Raw genomic sequence first — 20,675 nt, 5'->3', positions numbered from 1 at the left:
TTCGCTGCTGGACACCCAGCAGCGCTTCCAGCTTGTGAAATGAACCGCCGTATGCGGAACCGCACGTACGGTGGTGTGAGAGGGCGGCTGAGGTAACTCAGCCCCCTACTCGATTCTGCCACTTTCCTTTGGCGCCGCTTGCCAGTCTTGATCTGGCGCAAATGCTCCTCTTTTCGCCGTGCCATAGTGAACTGGCAAACAGACGAAGGAGACATCATGAACACCGCTAAAACGAAAAGATCACCGGAGACCGGTTCGGCTGAAGGCGCGCCAGCCATGTCTGCCATGCAGTCCATGCCAGTCGAAGGTGACATGCAGGCCGGCGCTGATGCGGCGGGCGGCGATGCCATGCCTGGGCTGCGCCTGGGCGTGTCGTATGCGGATTTGGCGGCGCTCACCCAGGGTGCAGCCGCCGCGGATGCCAGCGCCATGCCGGGCGGCGGCATGCAGCAGGCATCGCAGGGCATGGCGGCCATCAGCTGCATGCAAGTTGGGGCTGGCGGTGGCATGGGTGGCGATGGTGACGGCAGTGGCAGCAGCGGCAGTGATGGTGGGCAGGGCGGCGGTACGCCGCAGATGCGCACCTGCGCCACGATGAACGTGCATCGCCGCCTGCTGACCGAAGATCCATCGTATGCGAATGTACGCGCCGATATCGAAAACCTGGCTGGACTGTACGAGGGCGACAGCAGCATTGCTGCACGTTCCGGCGTGACGCAGATACCGGTGGTGGTGCACGTGGTGTGGAATACGGCCGCGCAGAATATTTCGGATGCGCAGATCGCCAGCCAGCTCGATGTGCTGAACCGCGACTTCCGCCGCGTCAACCCGGATGTGAACGGCACGCCGGCGCCATTCCTGCCGCTGACGGCCGATGCGCGTGTGGAGTTTGTGCTGGCCACGATCGATCCGCATGGCGCGGCCAGCAGCGGCATCGAGCGGCGCCAGACGACGGTGACGTCCTTTGGTGCGGATGATGCCGTCAAGTCGCAGGCGACGGGTGGCATGGATGCCTGGCCGGCCGACAGCTATCTGAATGTCTGGGTATGCCAGCTGGGTGGCGGCTTGCTGGGCTATGCGCAGTTTCCCGGCGGCCCTGCCGCTACCGACGGCGTGGTGATCCTGCAATCGGCCTTTGGCACGAGCGGCACGGCGGCGCCGCCGTTCCACCTGGGGCGCACGGCCACGCATGAAATCGGCCACTGGCTGAACCTGAACCATATCTGGGGCGACGACGGCACCGGGTGCTCTGGCACGGACAACGTGGCCGACACGCCGAACCAGGGCGGGCCGAACACGGGCCAGCCCTCGTTTCCGCAGGTGTCCTGCAGTAACGGGCCGAATGGCGACATGTTCATGAACTATATGGATTATGTCGACGATACGGCCATGTTCATGTTCACCGCGGGCCAGGTGGCGCGCATGCAGGCTTGCCTCGACGGCCCGCGCGCCAGCATCGGCACGGGCGGGACAGGCACGGGCGCCACGCCGCGCCAGAGCTCTTCTCCCGTCGTGGCCTGGGGCGCGAATCGCCTCGATGTCTTCGTGCTGGGCACGGACCGCGCGCTCCACCACAAGGCCTGGAATGGCACGGCCTGGGCGCCGTCCGTCACCGGCTATGAAGGGCAGGGCGGCATCTGTACCAGTGCGCCGCAGGTGGTGTCGTGGGCACCGAACCGGCTCGACGTGTTTGTGACGGGCACCGACAGCGGCTTGTTCCACAAGTGGTGGAACGGCACGGCCTGGGGACCATCCCTGACCGGCTATGAAGCGATGGGCGGCTTGTGCGTGGGCGACCCGCGCGCCGTGGCTTGGGGGCCGAACCGCCTCGACGTGTTCGTCGTCGGCACGGACCGCGGCCTGTATCACAAGTGGTGGAATGGCGCCGCCTGGGGGCCATCGTTGACCGGTTACGAAGCCATGGGCGGCATCTGCCTGGGCCAGCCGGAAGCCGTGGCGTGGGGGCCGAACCGCCTCGATGTCTTCGTCGTCGGCACGGACCGGGCCCTGTACCACAAGTGGTGGAACGGCACGGCCTGGGGGCCGTCGCTGACGGGCTATGAGCGCCTGGGTGGCATCTGCACCTCGTCGCCGAAGGCGGTGGCGTGGGGGCCGAACCGTCTCGACGTCTTCGTCACGGGCATGGATGGGGCGCTGTACCATAAATGGTGGGATGGCGCGAAATGGGGCCCTTCCAACGAGGGCTTCGACAACCTGGGCGGCGTCTGTGTGGGCGAAGTGGAAGCCGTGTCGTGGGCACCCAACCGGCTCGACCTGTTCGTCATCGGCACGGACAGCGCCCTGTACCACAAGGCCTGGAATGGATCCGCCTGGTCGCCTTCCTTGACGGGCTTTGAAAATCTGGGCGGCGTATGCACCTCGCGTCCGCGCGCCACGGCCTGGGCGCCGAACCGCCTCGACGTATTTGTCACGGGCACGAATGGCGCCCTGTTCCACAAGGCATGGAACGGCACGGCCTGGTCGCCTTCCGTGAAAGGCTATGAAAACCTGGGCGGCGTGGTATCGTGTTTCTGACGTCAATGGTTGAAACGGGAGGCGGCATGCATGGCATGACAACGGCACTGCCCAGCGGCAGCTGGACGCATTCCTTCGAGGAGGACGCAGACGGTATCGAGGTGTACCGGCCTACGGCCACGTTCGCCTTTCCTCCCAGCCGCAAGGGGCGCAAGGTGCTGGAGTTCGGCGCGCCGGCCGGCGCCATGGCGCAAGGGGAGGCGACATTGACGTCCATGTCGCCCGGCCCCGATGACCGTCCCCGCGCCGGCCACGTTACCCGGCTGGTGCCCTTGGGCATGGGCCGCTATGCGCTCGGCGATGCTAGCCGGGCGCAGGACGTGATCGATATCATCGAAGCGACGCCCGAGGTGCTGCGCCTGGCGCGGCGTTAAGGCTGCCGCGCAGCTTGCCGGCGACTTGCCCAGTTCCCAGCCGATGATACGGCAGACCCTCGACCGCCATGGCCGCCTGCCCGAAAACTGACTTGTCATCCCTGTTCTCCGGTCCGTGGGTGGCACGCCTGCAGGGATAGCGGGGATGTGGGGAGTCTCTGTCACATTACTTTTCCTGCTGCCGCTACGTGCAATGGGCGAAAAAAAAGACAGGCGAACCTGTCTTTTCGTATGGCCGGGTGGCGATCAGCCGATGGCCGTCATGGACACCGGTTTCAGCTTGGCCGCCAGCGCCTTGCCCTTCTTCGCGCGCTTGCCGAAGTGCTCGGCCAGGGCCGTGGCACCGAGCGACGCATCCTGCGGCTTCGCGGCCCGGCCGATACCCGAGACCACCACGCCGCGCTGGGTGATCGGCTGCACGGCCAGCAGCTTGTCCTTGGCATCGAGGTCGATCAGCTTGACGCCCGTACCGCCTTTCGACAGGGTCTTCATTTCATCGAGGCCGAACACCAGTAGGCGCGCGCCTTCCGTCAGGCAGGCCAGGGCGCTGGCCGCGTCAAGGATGACTTTCGGCACCAGAGGCACGTCGCCGTCATCCAGTGTGATGAAGGCCTTGCCGCCTTTCAGACGGCTCGTCATGTCGCCCGCCTTGGCGATGAAGCCGTAGCCGGCGCTCGTCGCCAGCAGCAAGCTGGTGGCGCCATTGCCCGCAAAGTAGTGCAGGATACGCACGGCGTTGCCCGGCGTACCGCCGCTCAGGTCGCACAAGGTAGTGATCGGCACGCCGTCGCCGCGCGCATTGGGCAGCGCCGAGACGGGAACCGAGTAAATCTTGCCGTTGTTGCCAAAGCCCAGCAGGGTGTCGACCGTGCGGCATTCGAAGGCGCCATGCAGGCTGTCGCCGGCCTTGAACGTGAATTGCGCCGCATCGTGGCCGATGCCGGTGCGTGCGCGCACCCAGCCTTTTTCCGAAATGATGACGGTGACCGGCTCATCGACCACCTTCTGTTCCGCCACGGCTTTTTGCGCTTCCTCGATCAGGGTGCGGCGCGCGTCGCCGAACTGCTTGGCGTCCGCTTCGATCTCGCGGATGATGGCGCGCTTCATCGAGCCCGGGTTGTCGAGCAGGTCTTGCAAGGACTTTTCTTCCTTGCGCAACTCGGCCAGTTCCTGCTGGATCTTGATCGTTTCCAGGCGCGCCAGCTGGCGCAAACGGATTTCCAGGATGTCGTCGGCCTGGCGTTCGGACAGCTTGAACGCCTCGATCAGGGCCGCTTTCGGTTCATCCGAGTTGCGGATAATCTGGATCACCTTGTCGATATTGAGCAGGATCGCTTCGCGTCCTTCCAGAATATGGATGCGGTCCTTGACCTTGCCCAGTTTGTAGCCGGTGCGGCGCGTGACGGTCTCGAAGCGGAAATCGATCCACTCGCGCAGGATGTCGCCCAGCCCTTTCTGGCGCGGACGGCCATCGCCGCCGATCATCACCAGATTGATCGAGGTCGACGATTCCAGCGAGGTGTGCGCCAGCAGCATCAGCATGAATTCCGTCTGGTCCTGGTTCTTCGACTTCGGTTCGAACACCAGGCGCACGGGTGCGGCGCGGCCCGATTCGTCGCGGATGGTGTCGAGCGAATTGAGGATCAGCGCCTTCAGGGCCACCTGGTCCGGCGACAGCGCCTTCTTGCCAAGCTTGATCTTCGGATTTGTCAGTTCCTCGATTTCTTCCAGCACCTTTTGCGACGAGGTGCCCGGCGGCAGTTCCGTCACGACGGCTTGCCACTGGCCGCGCGCCAGCTCTTCGATCTTCCAGCGCGCGCGCACCTTCATGCTGCCACGGCCGCTCGCATACATGTCCTGGATTTGCGACGGCGGCGTGATGATCTGGCCGCCGCCGGGGAAGTCGGGGCCGGGAATGATGGCCATCAGTTCGGCGTGCGTCATCTTCGGATCGCGAATCATGGCGACAGCTGCTTTTGCCACTTCCGCCAGATTGTGCGACGGGATTTCCGTCGCCAGGCCCACGGCGATGCCGGAGGCGCCGTTCAGCAGCACCATCGGCAGGCGCGCTGGCAGCAGCTTCGGTTCTTCCGTCGAGCCGTCGTAGTTGGGCTGGAAGTCTACCGTGCCCATGCCGATTTCATCCATCAGCAGCTTGGCGATCGGCGTCAGGCGCGCTTCCGTGTAACGCATGGCCGCGGCGCCATCGCCGTCGCGCGAGCCGAAGTTGCCCTGACCATCGATCAGCGGATAGCGCAAGGAGAAATCCTGCGCCATGCGCACCAGCGCGTCGTACACGGACTGGTCGCCGTGCGGATGCAATTTACCCAGCACGTCGCCGACCACGGCCGCCGATTTGCGAGGCTTCGCCGTGGAATTGAGTCCCAGCTCATTCATCGCATACAGGATGCGGCGCTGCACGGGCTTCTGGCCGTCGCAGACGTCGGGCAGGGCGCGGCCCTTGACGACGGAGATGGCGTAATCGAGATAAGCGCGCTCGGCAAAGGTGGACAGGGTCAGCGCTTCGCCGTCGAATACCGGTTCATCCGGCAGGGTCGGCTCAGGCTGGGCATCGTCAAATAAATTGGTTTGTGTGGACATGGCGCTTGTTTCGGTGTTAAGTGATTGCGGTTGAATTCGTGGGGCTGATTATGACAGCCTGGATTTGGCTGACGACAGCCGGTAAGTCTGATACATATAGCGCAGGGTGAAATACAGCACGGCCAGGGCTACTTCGACGCTGTGATGCATGATGGCTTGCGCCACCATTGTCGGGGCCAGGTTGGCCAGCACAACGCTGGCGATGGATGGCGCCAGCACCACCGGCCAGATCGTCTTCCATTTGAAATCGGTGGGGGAAAACAGCAAGCCGGCACACGACCAGGCATACAGCATGGCGCCGACGAGGGCGGCGGGCAGCTGCTGCGCATACAGTAGCGACAGCAATCCCGCACAGCCGATCAGCCATGCCGCGCGCAGTCGCGGCAAGAGCGCCTCTGGCCAGCCGCAATCGCCATACAGGCCGGTGGCGCTGCGCAGGGCCAGCGCCGCCAGGCAAAATATCAAGGGCATGGCCTCGCCGATGGCCAGCGCCGACTGGCCTTTGCCGCTCATGAACATGGCGGCGAACAGCGACAGGCCCAGGCACAGGAGCAGCAGCATGCCATGCAGCAGTTGGCGGTTCATCGCATACGCGAGCAGGGCGGACGCGCACAAGCCGGCCGCGGTAACGAGGCGCATGGTCTCGCTGCGTTCGGGCAGGAACAGCAGCAGCGCCAGCACGAGGTAGGGCACGATCCAGCTCAGTTGCCGCAAGCCGGGCCGCTGCCACAGCATGGGCAGGCGTTCCTGCAGCGCTTCTTGTAGCGACTCCAGGCGCGCGAACAGGGGCGCCGGCCAGCGCAAGGCATACATGGCCAGCATGGCAAAGGCCAGCGCCTGGAAGCCCAGCAGGCTGGCATAGGCAGCCGTGTCGCAGAGCTTGAAACCGGCTGCATCGAGCACGCCCGCGAGCATGAAGTGCAGCACGAAACCCAGACCGCCCGAGGCCAGCGCCGTCTGCTTGAAGTAGCGCTTGGCATGGACGGCTTGTTCCCATTGCTCGAACAGGTCAGTATCGAGCTTCAAGGCCAGCATCTCGGCGTGCTGCCAGCGTATCGCGTGCAGCAGCTCGCGCAGCTGCAGCGTGAATTTTTGGTCGAACAGCTGGCGCGCATAGGCCGATGGCGGCTGCTGCGACATGATGCAGTCCAGGCCGGGGTAGCTGTCGCGGTTATCGCTGAAATGGGCGAACGAGCGGTCCGCCCGGTAGCGCTGCACGGCGCTACGCACCAGGTCCGCATGGTTGCGCGCCAGGTAGGAAAAATCGCGGTCCCAGCCCAGCTGCTCGAACAGGGCCTGGCGCAGCGCCAGGTCATAGCCGGCGCTGGCGCAATAGCGCAGCGCGCACAGATCGAATTCCTCGCGCACGTCGAGGTTCAGCATGGCCTCGTCCAGCAGCATGCGGGCCAGCACGTCGCCGGCATCCGCGTGCCGCGTCAGCGCCAGGCAGCCTTGCCACAGGTAGGACGCTTCCTGCACCGGATCGATAGCGACCACGCCCCATTGTTCCGGCGGCGGTGCGGGCTCTTGGGCTATGACGCCCCACAGTTCCGTGCCTGTGTCTTGCGCGGCGTCGTCGATGACGCCCCACAGCTCGGCCGGTTCCATGGGCGGCGCTTCTGGCGCTTCTGCTTCGGCCGCCACCGCTTGTGCTTCCGGCAGTTCCGCAGCAAACAGGTGCGCATGGCGCAGCGCGTATTCATACGCTTCGCGCAGCTCCTGGAAGGCGGCTGGGTCATCCTCGGGACGCGTCATCTTCAGGCGCTTGGCGTACGCGCGCTTGAAGGCGCGGTCGTCGCCCGTCGGCTCCGTGCCCAGGATATCCCACAGGCTGCGCTGCCCGTTGTGCGTGCCGCCGTCCATTTACAGGAAGCTCTCGCTCTCGACCTGGCGCAACACTTCGTCGAGCGCCTGGCGGGCCTTGCGGATGGTGTTCGGGTCCTGCGTTTCCAGCGCGGCCTGGAAGTTGGCCGTGTGCGCCGCCAGGTACTGGCGCACGTCGCCCAGCGACTGTTCGTACAGGCGGTCGGCGCGCGTGACCAGGGTGCGGTTTTCCATCTGCTCGCGCGGATGGATCTTCAGGTCGGCCAGTTCCGCAAAGCGCTGCTCGATCTGTTCCGGCGTCATCACGCCCGCGTTGTCGCTGATGATCATTTTGTGGCGTTCCTGCGTCGCCAGCACCGTCACTTCCGCTTCCAGCACGCCGCTGACGTCATAGGTAAAGCGCACGTCGATGCCGATTTCGCCCGCCTTTTTCGCGGGTATCGGGATGCTGATCTTGCCGAGGAAGACGTTGTCGGCCACCAGGCGCGACTCGCCCTGGAAGATCGCCACGTTGATTTCCTTCTGGTTGTCGTAGATGGTCGTGATGTTTTCCGTGCGCGAGACGGGCACCACGGAGTTGCGCTCGATGATGGGCAGGTAGTGCCCGCCTTCATACTGGTTTGCGCCCACCTGGCGCGAAATCGAAATGCCCAGCGAATACGGCGCCACGTCCGTCATGACCACTTCGTCGAGGGCCGCGTCGCGCATCTTCAGGCCCGCCTGCACGGCGGCGCCCAGCGCCACGGCTTCATCCGGGTCCAGGTGGATGGCGGGGAAGCGGCCAAACATGCGCGACACGAGTTTGCGCACCAGCGGCATGCGCGTGGCGCCGCCGGCCAGCACCACTTCATCGAGTTCCGCGGCGCGGATGGTGGCGTCGCGCAGCGCCCGTTCCACGGGCAGGCGCAGGCGGGCCAGCAGGGGCTCGCACAATTGCGCCAGTTTGTCTTCGCTGATCTCCCAGCTGTATTCCTTCTCCTGGTAGCGCGTGGCCATGCGCACGGACGGCTGCTCCGACAGCAGGCGCTTGACGCGCTCGGCTTCATCGCGCAGCAGCTGTTGCTGGCGCGGATCGAACAAACGGCTGCCGGCTGCTTCACGCAAGCCGCTGCCTTCCAGGAAGGCGTCGACCAGCACGGTGACGAAGTCTTCGCCGCCCAGAAAATTGTCGCCGGCCGAGGCGCGCACTTCCATCACGCCTTCGAACAGTTCCAGGATCGACACGTCGAATGTGCCGCCGCCCAGGTCAAAGACGAGGAATTTGCTTTCCTGTTCCTTGTCGCGGATGCCGTAGGCCAGCGCGGCGGCCGTCGGCTCGTTCAGCAGGCGCTCCACGCGCAAGCCCGCCAGCTGGCCGGCGATGCGCGTGGCCTTGCGCTGCGCATCGCTGAAATACGCGGGCACGGTGATGATGGCTTCCTCGACCTTGTGCCCCAAAAAGGCTTCCGCATCTTCCTTCAGCGCGCGCAGCACCATCGAGGACAGCTCTTCCGGACGGAACTGCTGCGTGCCGAGGGTGATCTTCTTTTCGCTGCCCATGTAGCGCTTGAAGACGGCCGCCGTCACCAGCGGGTGCGTCTGCAGGCGCTCGCGCGCCGCGCGGCCCACCAGCACGGTGCCGTCGTCATCGATGCTGACGCATGACGGCGTCAGGTGTTCACCCAGCGCATTCGGGATGATGGCAGCCTTGCCGTCGCGCCAGATGGCGACCAGGCTGTTGGTGGTGCCCAGGTCGATACCGATGATCATCAGATATCCGCCTCCGCCTCATTGCCGTGTTCTTCGATCCAGGCGCGGCGTCCGGCCGCTTCGCCTTTGCCCATCAACATGTTGAAGCGGGCGGAGGAAGTCATGTGGTCGATTTCGCCCAGGGTCACGGGCAGCAGGCGGCGCGTGTCCGGGTTCATCGTCGTTTCCCACAGCTGCTCGGCGTTCATCTCGCCCAGGCCCTTGAAGCGCGAGATCGACCAGGCGCCCTGTTTCACGCCTTCCTTGCGCAGCTTGTCCTCGATGGCGACCAGTTCACCGTCGTCGAGCGCGTAGATTTTCTGCATCGGCTTCTTGCCGCGCGCCGGTGCATCCACGCGGTACAAAGGCGGGCGGGCGATGCAGATGTGCCCCTTGTTGATCAGGGCCGGGAAGTGCTTGAAGAACAGCGTCAGCAGCAGTACCTGGATGTGCGAGCCGTCCACGTCCGCATCCGACAGGATGCAGATCTTGCCATAGCGCAGGCCCGACAGATCGGGCGAGTCGCCCACGCTGTGCGGGTCGACGCCGATGGCGACCGCGATGTCGTGGATCTCGTTATTGGCAAACAGGCGGTCGCGGTCCGTTTCCCACGAGTTCAAGACCTTGCCGCGCAGGGGCAAAATCGCCTGGAATTCCTTGTCGCGGCCCATCTTGGCCGAACCGCCCGCGGAGTCGCCCTCGACGAGGAACAGTTCATTGCGCGTGATGTCCGACGATTCGCAGTCCGTCAGCTTGCCCGGCAAGACGGCGACGCCCGAGGATTTTTTCTTTTCCACTTTTTGCAGTGAACGCTGGCGCGACTGCGCCTGCTTGATCACCAGGTCGGCCAGCTTCTTGCCGTAGTCGACGTGCTGGTTCAGCCACAGTTCCAGCGGCGGCTTGGTGAAGGTCGAAACGAGGCGCACGGCGTCGCGCGAATTCAGGCGTTCCTTGATCTGGCCCTGGAATTGCGGGTCCAGCACTTTCGCCGACAGCACGAAGGAAGCGCGCGCAAACACGTCTTCCGGCAGCAGCTTCACGCCTTTCGGCAGCAGCGAGTGCATTTCGACGAAGTTTTTCACGGCGCCGAACAGGCCGTCGCGCAAGCCCGATTCGTGCGTGCCGCCATTCGAGGTGGGAATCAGGTTGACGTACGATTCGCGCACGATGGCGCCTTCTTCCGTCCACGCCACCACCCAGGCCGCGCCTTCGCCTTCGGCAAAGCCTTCCGAGTCCGGGCCCGCGTATTGCGCGCCTTCGAACAGGGGAATCAGGGTTTCGCCATTCGATACCTGCGCCAGCGTTTCGGTCAGGTAGCCGCGCAAGCCTTCCGCGTACTGCCAGGTTTGCGTGTCGCCCGTTTTCGCGTTGGTCAGAGTGACGGTCACGCCCGGCAGCAGTACGGCTTTCGAGCGCAGCAGGCGTTGCAGCTCGGTTTGCGAGATATTGGGCGAATCAAAATATTTTGCATCGGGCCAGGCCGTGACGCGCGTACCCGACTTCTTGCCGTCGCGCGGGGCGGGACGGGAATTCAAGGGCTCGATCACGTCGCCATTTGCAAACACCATGTGATGCAGGCCGTTGCCGTCGCTTTCCTTGCGCCAGACGGTGATTTCCAGGCGCGTCGACAGCGCATTGGTGACGGACACGCCGACGCCGTGCAAGCCGCCCGAGAACGCGTAGGCGCCGCCCGAACCCTTGTCGAACTTGCCGCCCGCGTGCAGCCGTGTAAACACGATTTCCACCGTCGGCACGCCTTCTTCCGGATGCAGGCCGACGGGAATGCCGCGGCCATTGTCTTCGACGGTAATGCTGCCATCCGTGTTTTGCGTGACGGCGATATGCGTGCAATGACCGCCCAGCGCCTCGTCGGAGGCATTGTCGATCACTTCCTGAATGATGTGCAGCGGATTTTCAGTGCGGGTGTACATCCCCGGGCGCTGCTTGACGGGTTCCAGTCCTTTCAGGACACGGATGGATGATTCGCTGTAGTCGGATGCTGGTTTTTTAGTGGCCATACGTGTTCAAGCTAAGTAAAGACAGTGGTTGGAACGCCAGGCCAGGGCACTGCGGGGCGCAATGACAGCGGCGGCGATAGCTGTATGAATATACAGTATATCCCGTCCAGCGTCACTGGGGGAGGGCAGTGCGGCAGGCTTGGCGTCCTTGTGCGGACGCTCGCGCATTCTATCTTGTCCCGCCAGCAATAGCGCTACTCCAGGGCAACAACAGTGCGCCGCGCGCGTGGTTTTGCGCCAATTGTGATGGATTTTATGCGGTAAAGCCGCCGTTTTTACATCTTGTTTACAGCTGCCTCCCCAGTCTTTACGAATTTTTTAGACCCTTTTGGCTAATCTGCTCACTATCAAAACAAACCTGAATGAGGGTGGGAATGGATTTCGTGTATCTCGGCTTGATTGCCGTGTTTTTCGTCGTGGCGGCCGGCTTTGCCGCCGCATGCGACAAACTAGGGAGCGTCAAATGAACGCGTTTTATGTGCTGGGCGCCGTGGTTTCGGCCGGCCTGCTCGTGTATTTGCTGGTGGCGCTGCTGAAGGCGGAGGAACTGTGATGACGACACAATCGATACTGTTACTGGTGGCCTTCCTGGTCGTGCTGCTGGCCGCCGGCTATCCGCTGGGCCTGTACATGGCCAAGGTGGCCGGCGATGGCCCCGTGCGTGGCCTGGGCTGGCTGCAAAAGCTGGAAAATCTGCTGTACCGCTGGTCCGGCCTTCCTGCCGACAAGGCCATGGGCTGGAAAAGCTATGCCATCGCCCTGATCGTGTTTAACACAGTGGGCGCCGTCTTCGTCTATGGCCTGCAGCGCCTGCAGGGCTTCTTGCCCCTCAATCCGCAGGGCCTGGGCGCCGTCAGCCCCGATTCCTCGTTCAATACCACCGTCAGCTTCGTCGCCAATACCAACTGGCAGGGCTACGGCGGCGAACAGACCATGAGCTACCTGACCCAGATGCTGGGCATGGCCTGCCAGAACTTCTTCTCGGCGGCCACCGGCATCGCCGTGATCTTCGCGCTGGTGCGCGGCTTCGCCTCGCGCTCGGGTAAATCGATCGGCAATTTCTGGGTCGATCTGGTGCGCTCCACCCTGTACATCCTGCTGCCGCTGTCCCTGGCCCTGTCCGTCGTCTTCATGGGCGAAGGCATGATTCAGAATTTTTCCGCCTACAAGGAAGTGACCCTGCTCGACCACGTGGCGTATGAGACGCCGAAAGTGACGGCCGATGGCCAGCCCGTGGTGGATGCCGCCGGTAAACCCGTGATGGAAGCGCAAGTGGCAACCACGCAGACGATTGCCATGGGCCCCGTCGCATCGCAGGAGTCGATCAAGCTGCTGGGCACGAATGGCGGCGGCTTCTTCAATGCCAATTCCTCGCACCCGTATGAAAACCCGACTGTGCTGTCGAACTTCCTGCAGATGCTGGCCATCTTCATCATTCCCGCCGGCCTGTGCTTCACCTTCGGCCGCATGGTGGGCGACCTGCGCCAGGGCTGGGCCGTGCTGGCCGCCATGACCATGATCTTTGTCGTCATGACGGCTGGCGTGATGAGCGCCGAGCAGCAAGCCAATCCGAACCTGCAGGCACTGGGCGTGGATCAGCAGGCCAGCAGTCTGCAATCGGGCGGCAATATGGAAGGCAAGGAAACGCGCTTCGGCATCAGCTCCTCGACCCTGTTCGCGGCGGTGACGACGGCGGCATCGTGCGGCGCAGTCAATTCCATGCACGACTCCTACATGCCTCTGGGCGGCATGGTGCCGCTGCTGCTGATGCAATTTGGTGAAGTGGTGTTCGGCGGCGTGGGTACGGGCCTGTACGGCATGCTGATGTTCGCTATCCTGGCCGTCTTCATCGCCGGCCTGATGATTGGCCGCACTCCTGAATACCTGGGCAAGAAAATCCAGGCCTATGAAATGAAGATGGTGTCGCTGGCCATCCTGATTACGCCAGCCCTGGTATTGACGGGCACGGCGATCGCCGTGATGGTCGAACCGGGCAAGATCGGCGTGGCCAATCCGGGTGCGCATGGCTTCTCGGAGATCCTGTACGCCTTCACGTCGGCGGCCAACAACAACGGCAGCGCGTTTGCCGGCCTGTCCGCCAACACGCCGTTCTACAACGTGATGCTGGCGATCGCCATGTGGTTTGGCCGTTTCGGCGTGATCGTACCCGTGCTGGCAGTGGCTGGTTCGCTGGCGGCCAAGCAGCGCCTGTCGGCCAATGCCGGCACCATGCCCACGCACGGCCCCATGTTCATCGGCCTGCTGATCGGCGTCGTCGTGCTGGTCGGCGTGCTCAATTACGTTCCCGCGCTGGCCCTGGGCCCGATCGTCGAACACCTGCAACTTTTCACAAAATAAGAGGCTACCATGTCACGCACAAGCCTGACCTTGTTCGATTCCGCATTGATTGGCCCTGCCATCGTCGATGCGTTCAAAAAACTTGACCCCCGCACGCAGTGGCGCAGCCCCGTGATGTTCGTCGTCTATGTCGGCAGCATCATCACGACCCTGCTGGCCATCCAGGCCCTGAACGGCCAGGGTGAAGCGCCGTTCGGCTTCATCATCGCGGTCGCCGTGTGGTTGTGGTTTACCGTGCTGTTTGCGAACTTCGCCGAAGCGCTGGCCGAAGGCCGCAGCAAGGCCCAGGCGGCCTCGCTGCGCGCCCTGAAGCAGACGGTGATGGCTAAGAAAATGCAAACGCCGAAGTACGGCACCTCCTGGCTGCCCACCCCGGCCACCGACCTGCGCAAGGGCATGACGGTGCTGGTCGAGGCGGGTGACGTGATTCCCGCGGACGGCGAAGTGACGGCCGGCGTGGCCTCCGTCGACGAAAGCGCCATCACGGGCGAATCGGCGCCCGTCATCCGCGAATCGGGCGGCGACTTTTCGGCCGTCACGGGCGGCACCCGCGTGCTGTCGGACTGGCTGCTGGTGCGCGTTTCCGTCAATCCGGGCGAAGCCTTCATCGACCGCATGATCGCCATGGTCGAAGGCGCCAAGCGCCAGAAGACGCCGAATGAAATCGCCCTGACGATTTTGCTCGTGGCCCTGTCGATCGTCTTCCTGATCGTCACCGTGACCTTGCTGCCGTACTCGCTGTTTTCCGTGGCGGCAGCCGGCAGCGGCACGCCCGTCAGCATCACCGTGCTGATCGCGCTGCTGGTGTGTCTGATTCCGACCACTATCGGCGGTTTGTTGTCCGCCATCGGCGTGGCCGGCATGAGCCGCATGATGCAGGCCAATGTGATCGCCACCTCGGGCCGCGCCGTGGAAGCGGCCGGCGACGTGGACGTGCTGCTGCTCGATAAAACGGGCACCATCACCCTGGGCAACCGCCAGGCTTCCAGCTTTGTGCCGGCTCCCGGCGTGACGGAGCAGCAGCTGGCCGATGCGGCGCAACTGGCCTCGCTGGCCGATGAAACGCCGGAAGGGCGCAGCATCGTCGTGCTGGCCAAGCAGAAGTTCAACATCCGCGAACGCGAGATGGCCAGCCTGCACGCCACCTTCGTGCCCTTCACGGCGCAAACGCGCATGAGCGGCGTGGATATCCCGGGCGAGCAGCAAGTACGCCAGTTGCGCAAGGGTGCGGCCGATTCCATGAAAAAGTACGTGGAAGCGCTGGGCCAGCCGTATCCTGCCGAGGTGGGACGCGCCGTCGACGATATCGCGCGCCGCGGCAGCACGCCGCTGGTGGTGGTCGACGACGGCCGCGTCATGGGTGCCGTGGAGCTGAAGGATATCGTCAAGGGCGGCATCAAGGAGCGCTTCGCGGAATTGCGCCGCATGGGCATCAAGACCGTCATGATCACGGGCGACAACAAGCTGACGGCCGCCGCGATTGCCGCCGAAGCGGGCGTCGACGATTTTCTCGCCGAAGCGACGCCGGAAGACAAGCTCAAGCTGATTCGCAGCTATCAGTCCGAAGGCCGCCTGGTGGCGATGACGGGCGACGGCACCAACGATGCGCCAGCGCTGGCGCAGGCCGACGTGGCCGTGGCCATGAACTCGGGCACGCAGGCGGCAAAAGAAGCGGGCAATATGGTGGATCTCGATTCGAACCCGACCAAGCTGCTGGAAATCGTTGAAATCGGCAAGCAGATGCTGATGACGCGCGGTTCGCTGACGACGTTCTCGATTTCGAACGACATCGCCAAGTACTTCGCCATCATCCCGGCGGCGTTCGTGGGCACCTATCCGCAATTGAAGGCGCTGGACATCATGCACCTGGCCAGTCCCGCGTCGGCCATCATGTCGGCCGTGATCTTCAATGCCTTGATCATCGTCGTGCTGATCCCGCTGGCCCTGAAGGGCGTGCAATACCGGGCCATCGGCGCGGCCAGCCTGTTGCGCCGCAATCTGCTGATCTACGGCCTGGGCGGCATCATCCTGCCTTTCATCGGGATCAAGCTGATCGACATGCTGCTGTCCGCACTCAATTTAGTCTAAAGGAACCATCATGAGCACTATCGTACGTCCCGCCCTGGTCCTGTTTGCCGCGCTGACCGTGATCTGCGGTGTCGTCTATCCGTTTGCCACGGCCGGCATCGGGCAGCTGGCCTTCAACGATGAAGTCAACGGCAGCATCGTCGAGCGTGGTGGCAAGCCCGTCGGTTCGATGCTGATCGGCCAGTCCTTCACCTCGCCCAAGTATTTCTGGGGCCGTCCATCGGCCACCGCGCCGATGGCCAATAACGGTGCCGGTTCGAGCGGCTCGAACCAGGGACCGACCAATCCGGCCCTGGTGGACGCCGTCAAGGCCCGTATCGCTGCCTTGAAGGAAGCTGACCCCGGCAACACGCGCGCCATTCCCGTCGACCTGGTGACGGCGTCGAGCAGCGGCCTGGACCCGGAAATCAGCCTGGCTGCAGCCTTGTACCAGGCGCCGCGCGTGGCCCGCGTGCGCGCAGTGCCGCTGGCGCAGGTGGAAAACGCCATCGCCAAGGTGCAGAAAACCGCGTATATCGGCTTTTTCGGCGAACCGCGGGTGAATGTGCTGGAACTGAATCTGGCGCTTGATGCAGCCGCAAAGTAAGATGATACCGGGGTCAGACCCGTCGGGTCTGACCCCAGCCCTTGTTCTTGGGCTAATCGACAATTAAAAGATGCCCATGCTCCCCAACGACAGCCAACGCCCCGACCCTGATGCCCTGCTGGCGCAAGTGCAGGCACAGGAAAAGAAAGCCGCGCGCGGCCGGCTGCGCATTTACTTCGGCGCCTCGGCCGGCGTCGGCAAGACCTATGCGATGCTGGCCGCCGCCCGCAAACTGCTGGGCGATGGCCAGGATCTGCTGGTGGGCGTGGTGGAGACGCACGGGCGCCAGGATACGGCGGCCCAGCTTGACGGCTTGCCTGTGCTTCCACTGAAGGCCATCGAGTACCGGGGCAAGACCTTGTTCGAGTTCGACCTGGACGAGGCCCTGCGCCGCGCACCGTCGCTGATATTGATGGATGAACTGGCCCATTCGAACGTGGCCGGTTCGCGTCATCCGAAGCGCTGGCAGGATGTCGAGGAATTGCTGGCCGCCGGCATCGATGTGCTGTCGACCGTGAATGTGCAGCATCTGGAAAGCCTGAACGATGTGGTGGGCGGGATCACCGGCGTGCGCGTGGCCGAAACCCTGCCTGACACGGTGTTCGACCGCGCCGATGAAGTGGTGCTGGTCGATATTCCGGCCGATGAATTGCTGCGCCGCCTGAAGCAGGGCAAGGTATACCAGCCGCAGCAGGCCGAACGGGCATCCCAGCATTTTTTCCGCAAGGGGAATCTGATCGCCTTGCGCGAACTGGCCTTGCGCCGCACGGCGGACCGGGTGCAGGACGACGTGCAAGCTTACCGCGTCGAAAAATCCATCAATCCCGTGTGGAAGACGGGCGCCGCGCTGCTGGCCTGCGTGGGACCGCACGCGGGGGGCGAGCACGTGATCCGCAGCACGGCGCGCCTGGCCAGCCAGCTGAACGCGGAATGGCATGCGCTTTACGTGGAAACGCCGCGTTTGCAGCGCCTGCCGGCGGGCCAGCGCGAGCGCATCCTGAAAACCCTGAAACTGGCGCAGGACCTGGGCGCGCGCACGGCCGTTAATCCGTCCGCCGACATCGCCGGCGCCGTGGTCGAGTATGCGCGCAACGCGAATATCTCGAAAGTCATCGTGGGCCGTGGCCGCGCCGGCGCGCTGGCGCGCCTGTGGCACACGCCGCCGGCCGCACGCATGGCCAGCCTGGCGCCCGATATCGATCTGATTGAGGTGGGCTTGCCCCCAGCCGATGCGGCGCCCCGGCGCGCGGCCGGCGAAGATGCGGAGGCGCCGCGCAGGCCATCGCGCCATTGGCGCTACATCCTGGCCGCCGGCGCCAGCCTGGCCACGGCGCTGGCCTCGGTCCCCTTGCAACCCTACCTGGACCTGGCCAATATCGCCATGCTGTCCTTGCTGACGGTGGTGCTGGTGGCCGTGCGCCTGGGGCGCGGGCCGGCGGCGTTGGCCAGCCTGGTGGGCGTGGCATCCTTTGATTTCATCTTCGTGCCGCCGCGTTTCTCGTTTGCCGTGGGCGATTTTCAGTATGTGATTACCTTTGGCGTGATGCTGGCCGTGGGCCTGATCACGGGCCACCTGACGGCCGGCCTGCGCTTCCAGGCCCGCGTGGCCTCGCACCGCGAAGCGCGCGCCCGCGCCCTGTACGAATTCTCGCGCGAGTTGTCCGGCGTGCTGCAGACAGAGCAGATCTTCGACATCACGAAAAGCGCCATCGAACGGGCTTTCCGCGCGCGCGCCACCTTGCTGCTGCCTGATGACGAAGGCAGCTTGCAGACCCCGAACGGCGGCGAGCCGCTCGATATCGGCATCGCGCAGTGGGCCTTCGACCATGCGCAGGCGGCGGGTACGGGCACGGATACCTTGCCGGCTTCGCCCATTTTCTACCTGCCGCTGATCGCGCCGATGCGCACGCGTGGCGTGCTGGCGCTGCTGCCGCTAGGTGGCGCGCAGCGGGGGCGCTGGCTGCTGGTGCCGGAACAGCGCCAGCACCTCGATACCTTCGCCGCGCTGGCGGCCATCGCGCTCGAGCGCGTGCACTACATCGACGTGGCCCAGGGCGCGTTGCTGCAGATGGAGTCCGAGCGGCTGCGCAATTCGCTGCTGGCGGCGCTGTCGCACGACTTGCGCACGCCCTTGACGTCGCTGGTCGGCCTGGCTGAATCGCTGGCCCTGTCCCGGCCTGCGCTGTCACCCGCGCAGCTGGACATGGCGCGCTCGCTGCAGTCCGAAACCGTGCGCATGAGCGCCCTGGTGGCGAACTTGCTGGATATGGCGCGCATCGAAAGCGGGCAGGTGCGCCTGAACCTGCAATGGCAGGCGCTGGAAGAAGTGGTGGGCAGCGCACTGCGTGCCAGCGGCCCGCAATTGCAGCAGCATGCCGTGCAGACGCAACTGGCGCCGGATTTGCCCCTGGTGCGCTACGATGCCGTGCTGGTCGAGCGCGTGCTGTGCAACCTGCTGGAAAACGCGGCCAAGTACACGCCGCCAGGCAGCACCATCACGGTCGCTGCCGGTATCCACGGCCAGTTCCTGCAGGTGACGGTTGCCGATGATGGCCCGGGCCTGCCGCCTGGCCGCGAAGAAGCCATTTTTGAAAAATTCACGCGCGGCGAGCGCGAATCGAACAAGCCGGGTGTCGGGCTGGGGCTGGCCATTTGCCGCGCCATCGTCGAAGCCCACGGCGGCACCATCCACGCGCAGCCGCACACGCCGGGACAGGGCGCTGCCATCGTGTTCAGCCTGCCGCTGGGCACGCCCCCTGCGCCGCCAGAGATAGAGCTCGATGACGCCAACGACTTTGAAACAGGAAAACCATCATGAACGAACCTTCCGCCACCGCCTTGCTGGTCGAGGATGAACCGCAAATCCGCCGCTTCGTGCGCGCCGCGCTGGAAGACGAGGGCTGGCAGATTTTCGAATCCGCCACCATGCAGCGGGGCTTGATCGATGCCGGCACGCGCCGGCCCGACCTGATCGTGCTGGACCTGGGGCTGCCCGACGGCGACGGCATCGATTTCATTGCCGACATCCGCAAATGGTCGGCCGTGCCCATCATCGTGCTGTCGGCGCGGGTCGACGAGCAGGACAAGATCCGCGCGCTGGACGCGGGCGCCGACGACTATCTGACCAAGCCGTTCGGCGTGGGCGAGCTGCTGGCCCGCGTGCGCGCCACCCTGCGCCGCCAGCGCCAGCCTGCTGCCAGCGACGATGGCGTGGTGCAGTTCGGCGACGTGCGGGTTGACCTGAAGGACCGCCTGGTGACGCGCAACAAGCAGCTGGTGCACATGACGCCGACAGAATTCCGCATGCTGTCGGTGCTGGTGAAAAACGCCGGCAGGGTGGTCACCAATCCGCAACTGCTGCGCGAAGTATGGGGGCCGTCGAACAGCGAGAACGGCCACTACCTGCGCATCTACATGGGCCATCTGCGTCAGAAGCTGGAAGCCGATCCGGCCCAGCCGCAGTACCTGCTGACGGAAACGGCCGTCGGCTACCGGCTGCTGCTGCCGCTCTAACACCTGTTGTTCCCCTGTTTGAAAACAGGCGCCGCGTGCGTCAGGGGGACGCTTTACCTCATTTTTTTGCAGCGGCGGGCCAGCTGCGCCATGTTGGCAAAGGCCCATACCACCAATGAAGAAGAAAAAACCATGAATAAAATGATACTTGCACTTGCCGTCGCCACCGCCTTTACTGGCAACCTGGCCCACGCGGAAGAGGCCAAGCCCGATAATGCAGTCAGCTTCAACGTGGCCGGCGTGTCCGACTACCGTTATCGCGGCATTTCGCAGACGCGCCTGAAACCCGCGCTGCAGGGCGGCGTCGACTACGTCAACAACCCGACCGGCCTGTATGCGGGCGCCTGGGCCTCGACCATCAAGTGGACCAAGGATGCTGGCGGCAGCGGCGATGTGGAAGTGGACCTGTATGCGGGCAAGCGCGGCCAGTTGACGGCCGATATCGGCTATGACGTCGGCGTGCTGGCGTATGTGTATGCGGACAACGGCTTGAAGCACATCGACGGCCTGGCCGACGCGGATACGCAGGAAGTCTACGGCCAGCTGTCGTATGGCCCCGCCTACGTAAAATATTCGCACGCCGTCTCCAATCTGTTCGGCATCGTCAACAGCAAGAACAGCGGCTACCTGGACATCGGCGCGAATATCGACCTGACGAACGGCTGGACCGGCAACCTCCATGCGGGCCACCAGAAGGTCAAAAACAATGATGCGGCTAGCTACACGGACTGGAAAGTGGGCGTCACGCGCGATTTCGGCATCGTGACGGGCGCGCTGGCCGTGATCGGCACGAACGCGGGCAAGTCGGCCTATGCTTCGCCAGTGAATGGCAAATTCATGGGCAAGACGGCGCTGCAGCTGACGGTCAGCAAAACGTTTTAATGGATTGAGTTGAGTGAGAGGAGAGGCGGCGCATGCGCCGCCTTTTTTTGTGGTGCGCCCGGCAGGGCGCACTCACTGGGAGGTGAAAGTCCTCTACTCGCCCGACAAGGGGAAGAGTTAGCTGAACGGCAAGGGTGCCGCGGGCGACTGCGGATCTGGAGGAAGCCG

At 64.2% G+C, this 20,675-nt stretch carries 13 protein-coding genes; 9 read left to right on the top strand and 4 right to left on the bottom strand.

The window, feature by feature from the left end:
- Positions 1–216 precede the first annotated feature (216 nt).
- Positions 217–2,535, top strand: coding sequence for a DUF8189 domain-containing protein (locus ACQ4WS_RS24900; protein ID WP_436479641.1), 2,319 nt, complete (start codon positions 217–219; stop codon positions 2,533–2,535).
- 26 nt (positions 2,536–2,561) lie between these two features.
- Positions 2,562–2,909: a hypothetical protein gene (locus tag ACQ4WS_RS24895; protein WP_436479640.1), complete on the top strand. Its 348-nt coding sequence runs from the start codon at positions 2,562–2,564 to the stop codon at positions 2,907–2,909.
- A gap of 246 nt (positions 2,910–3,155) precedes the next feature.
- On the opposite strand, the gene parC is transcribed toward ACQ4WS_RS24895, so the two are convergent.
- From parC to ACQ4WS_RS24875, 4 genes are read right to left on the bottom strand one after another with little or no spacing between them, the layout of a single operon-like run.
- The gene (gene parC / locus ACQ4WS_RS24890; RefSeq protein ID WP_436479639.1) at positions 3,156–5,510 is read right to left on the bottom strand and encodes a DNA topoisomerase IV subunit A; all 2,355 of its coding nucleotides are present in this window, start codon (positions 5,508–5,510) and stop codon (positions 3,156–3,158) included.
- A gap of 48 nt (positions 5,511–5,558) precedes the next feature.
- Positions 5,559–7,373: a hypothetical protein gene (locus ACQ4WS_RS24885; RefSeq protein ID WP_436479638.1), complete on the bottom strand. Its 1,815-nt coding sequence runs from the start codon at positions 7,371–7,373 to the stop codon at positions 5,559–5,561.
- Positions 7,374–9,083, bottom strand: a complete 1,710-nt coding sequence (locus tag ACQ4WS_RS24880; protein ID WP_436479637.1) for a molecular chaperone HscC — start codon at positions 9,081–9,083, stop codon at positions 7,374–7,376. It abuts the gene before it with no gap.
- Entirely contained in the window at positions 9,083–11,080 is a 1,998-nt protein-coding gene (locus ACQ4WS_RS24875) for a DNA topoisomerase IV subunit B (RefSeq protein WP_436479636.1), read from the bottom strand. Before ACQ4WS_RS24875 ends, ACQ4WS_RS24880 begins: the two co-directional genes overlap by 1 nt.
- A 463-nt stretch (positions 11,081–11,543) precedes the next feature.
- On the opposite strand from ACQ4WS_RS24875, the gene kdpF reads away from it, so the two are divergent.
- The 7 genes from kdpF to ACQ4WS_RS24840 all read left to right on the top strand — a co-directional run bounded on the left by kdpF (position 11,544) and on the right by ACQ4WS_RS24840 (position 20,507).
- Positions 11,544–11,633, top strand: coding sequence for a K(+)-transporting ATPase subunit F (gene kdpF / locus ACQ4WS_RS24870; protein ID WP_034746483.1), 90 nt, complete (start codon positions 11,544–11,546; stop codon positions 11,631–11,633).
- The gene (gene kdpA / locus ACQ4WS_RS24865; protein WP_436479635.1) at positions 11,633–13,438 is read left to right on the top strand and encodes a potassium-transporting ATPase subunit KdpA; all 1,806 of its coding nucleotides are present in this window, start codon (positions 11,633–11,635) and stop codon (positions 13,436–13,438) included. The genes kdpF and kdpA overlap by 1 nt, the downstream gene beginning before the upstream one ends.
- A gap of 9 nt (positions 13,439–13,447) precedes the next feature.
- Entirely contained in the window at positions 13,448–15,526 is a 2,079-nt protein-coding gene (gene kdpB, locus ACQ4WS_RS24860) for a potassium-transporting ATPase subunit KdpB (RefSeq protein WP_436479634.1), read from the top strand.
- A gap of 10 nt (positions 15,527–15,536) precedes the next feature.
- The gene (gene kdpC / locus ACQ4WS_RS24855) at positions 15,537–16,112 is read left to right on the top strand and encodes a potassium-transporting ATPase subunit KdpC (protein ID WP_101482810.1); all 576 of its coding nucleotides are present in this window, start codon (positions 15,537–15,539) and stop codon (positions 16,110–16,112) included.
- A gap of 76 nt (positions 16,113–16,188) precedes the next feature.
- Positions 16,189–18,930, top strand: coding sequence for a DUF4118 domain-containing protein (locus ACQ4WS_RS24850; protein ID WP_436479633.1), 2,742 nt, complete (start codon positions 16,189–16,191; stop codon positions 18,928–18,930).
- The gene (gene kdpE, locus ACQ4WS_RS24845) at positions 18,927–19,625 is read left to right on the top strand and encodes a two-component system response regulator KdpE (protein WP_436479632.1); all 699 of its coding nucleotides are present in this window, start codon (positions 18,927–18,929) and stop codon (positions 19,623–19,625) included. Before ACQ4WS_RS24850 ends, kdpE begins: the two co-directional genes overlap by 4 nt.
- A gap of 132 nt (positions 19,626–19,757) precedes the next feature.
- Positions 19,758–20,507, top strand: a complete 750-nt coding sequence (locus ACQ4WS_RS24840; RefSeq protein ID WP_436479631.1) for a TorF family putative porin — start codon at positions 19,758–19,760, stop codon at positions 20,505–20,507.
- The last annotated feature ends 168 nt before the right edge of the window (positions 20,508–20,675 follow it).

Origin of the sequence: Janthinobacterium leeuwenhoeki (genome assembly GCF_051380795.1) — a bacterium.
Lineage (GTDB): Bacteria > Pseudomonadota > Gammaproteobacteria > Burkholderiales > Burkholderiaceae_D > Janthinobacterium.
The sequence above is the reverse complement of the archived record's forward strand: the minus strand, read 5'-3'. Positions and strand labels throughout refer to the sequence as shown.

Excerpts from the sequence above, each read along its gene's own strand:
- ACQ4WS_RS24885 (WP_436479638.1), bottom strand. The coding sequence starts at position 7,373 with ATGGACGGCGGCACGCACAACGGGCAGCGCAGCCTGTGGGATATCCTG.
- kdpF (WP_034746483.1), top strand. The coding sequence starts at position 11,544 with ATGAACGCGTTTTATGTGCTGGGCGCCGTGGTTTCGGCCGGCCTGCTC.
- ACQ4WS_RS24880 (WP_436479637.1), bottom strand. The coding sequence starts at position 9,083 with ATGATCATCGGTATCGACCTGGGCACCACCAACAGCCTGGTCGCCATC.
- parC (WP_436479639.1), bottom strand. The coding sequence starts at position 5,510 with ATGTCCACACAAACCAATTTATTTGACGATGCCCAGCCTGAGCCGACC.
- ACQ4WS_RS24875 (WP_436479636.1), bottom strand. The coding sequence starts at position 11,080 with ATGGCCACTAAAAAACCAGCATCCGACTACAGCGAATCATCCATCCGT.
- kdpC (WP_101482810.1), top strand. The coding sequence starts at position 15,537 with ATGAGCACTATCGTACGTCCCGCCCTGGTCCTGTTTGCCGCGCTGACC.
- kdpA (WP_436479635.1), top strand. The coding sequence starts at position 11,633 with ATGACGACACAATCGATACTGTTACTGGTGGCCTTCCTGGTCGTGCTG.
- kdpE (WP_436479632.1), top strand. The coding sequence starts at position 18,927 with ATGAACGAACCTTCCGCCACCGCCTTGCTGGTCGAGGATGAACCGCAA.
- ACQ4WS_RS24900 (WP_436479641.1), top strand. The coding sequence starts at position 217 with ATGAACACCGCTAAAACGAAAAGATCACCGGAGACCGGTTCGGCTGAA.
- ACQ4WS_RS24840 (WP_436479631.1), top strand. The coding sequence starts at position 19,758 with ATGAATAAAATGATACTTGCACTTGCCGTCGCCACCGCCTTTACTGGC.
- ACQ4WS_RS24895 (WP_436479640.1), top strand. The coding sequence starts at position 2,562 with ATGCATGGCATGACAACGGCACTGCCCAGCGGCAGCTGGACGCATTCC.
- ACQ4WS_RS24850 (WP_436479633.1), top strand. The coding sequence starts at position 16,189 with ATGCTCCCCAACGACAGCCAACGCCCCGACCCTGATGCCCTGCTGGCG.
- kdpB (WP_436479634.1), top strand. The coding sequence starts at position 13,448 with ATGTCACGCACAAGCCTGACCTTGTTCGATTCCGCATTGATTGGCCCT.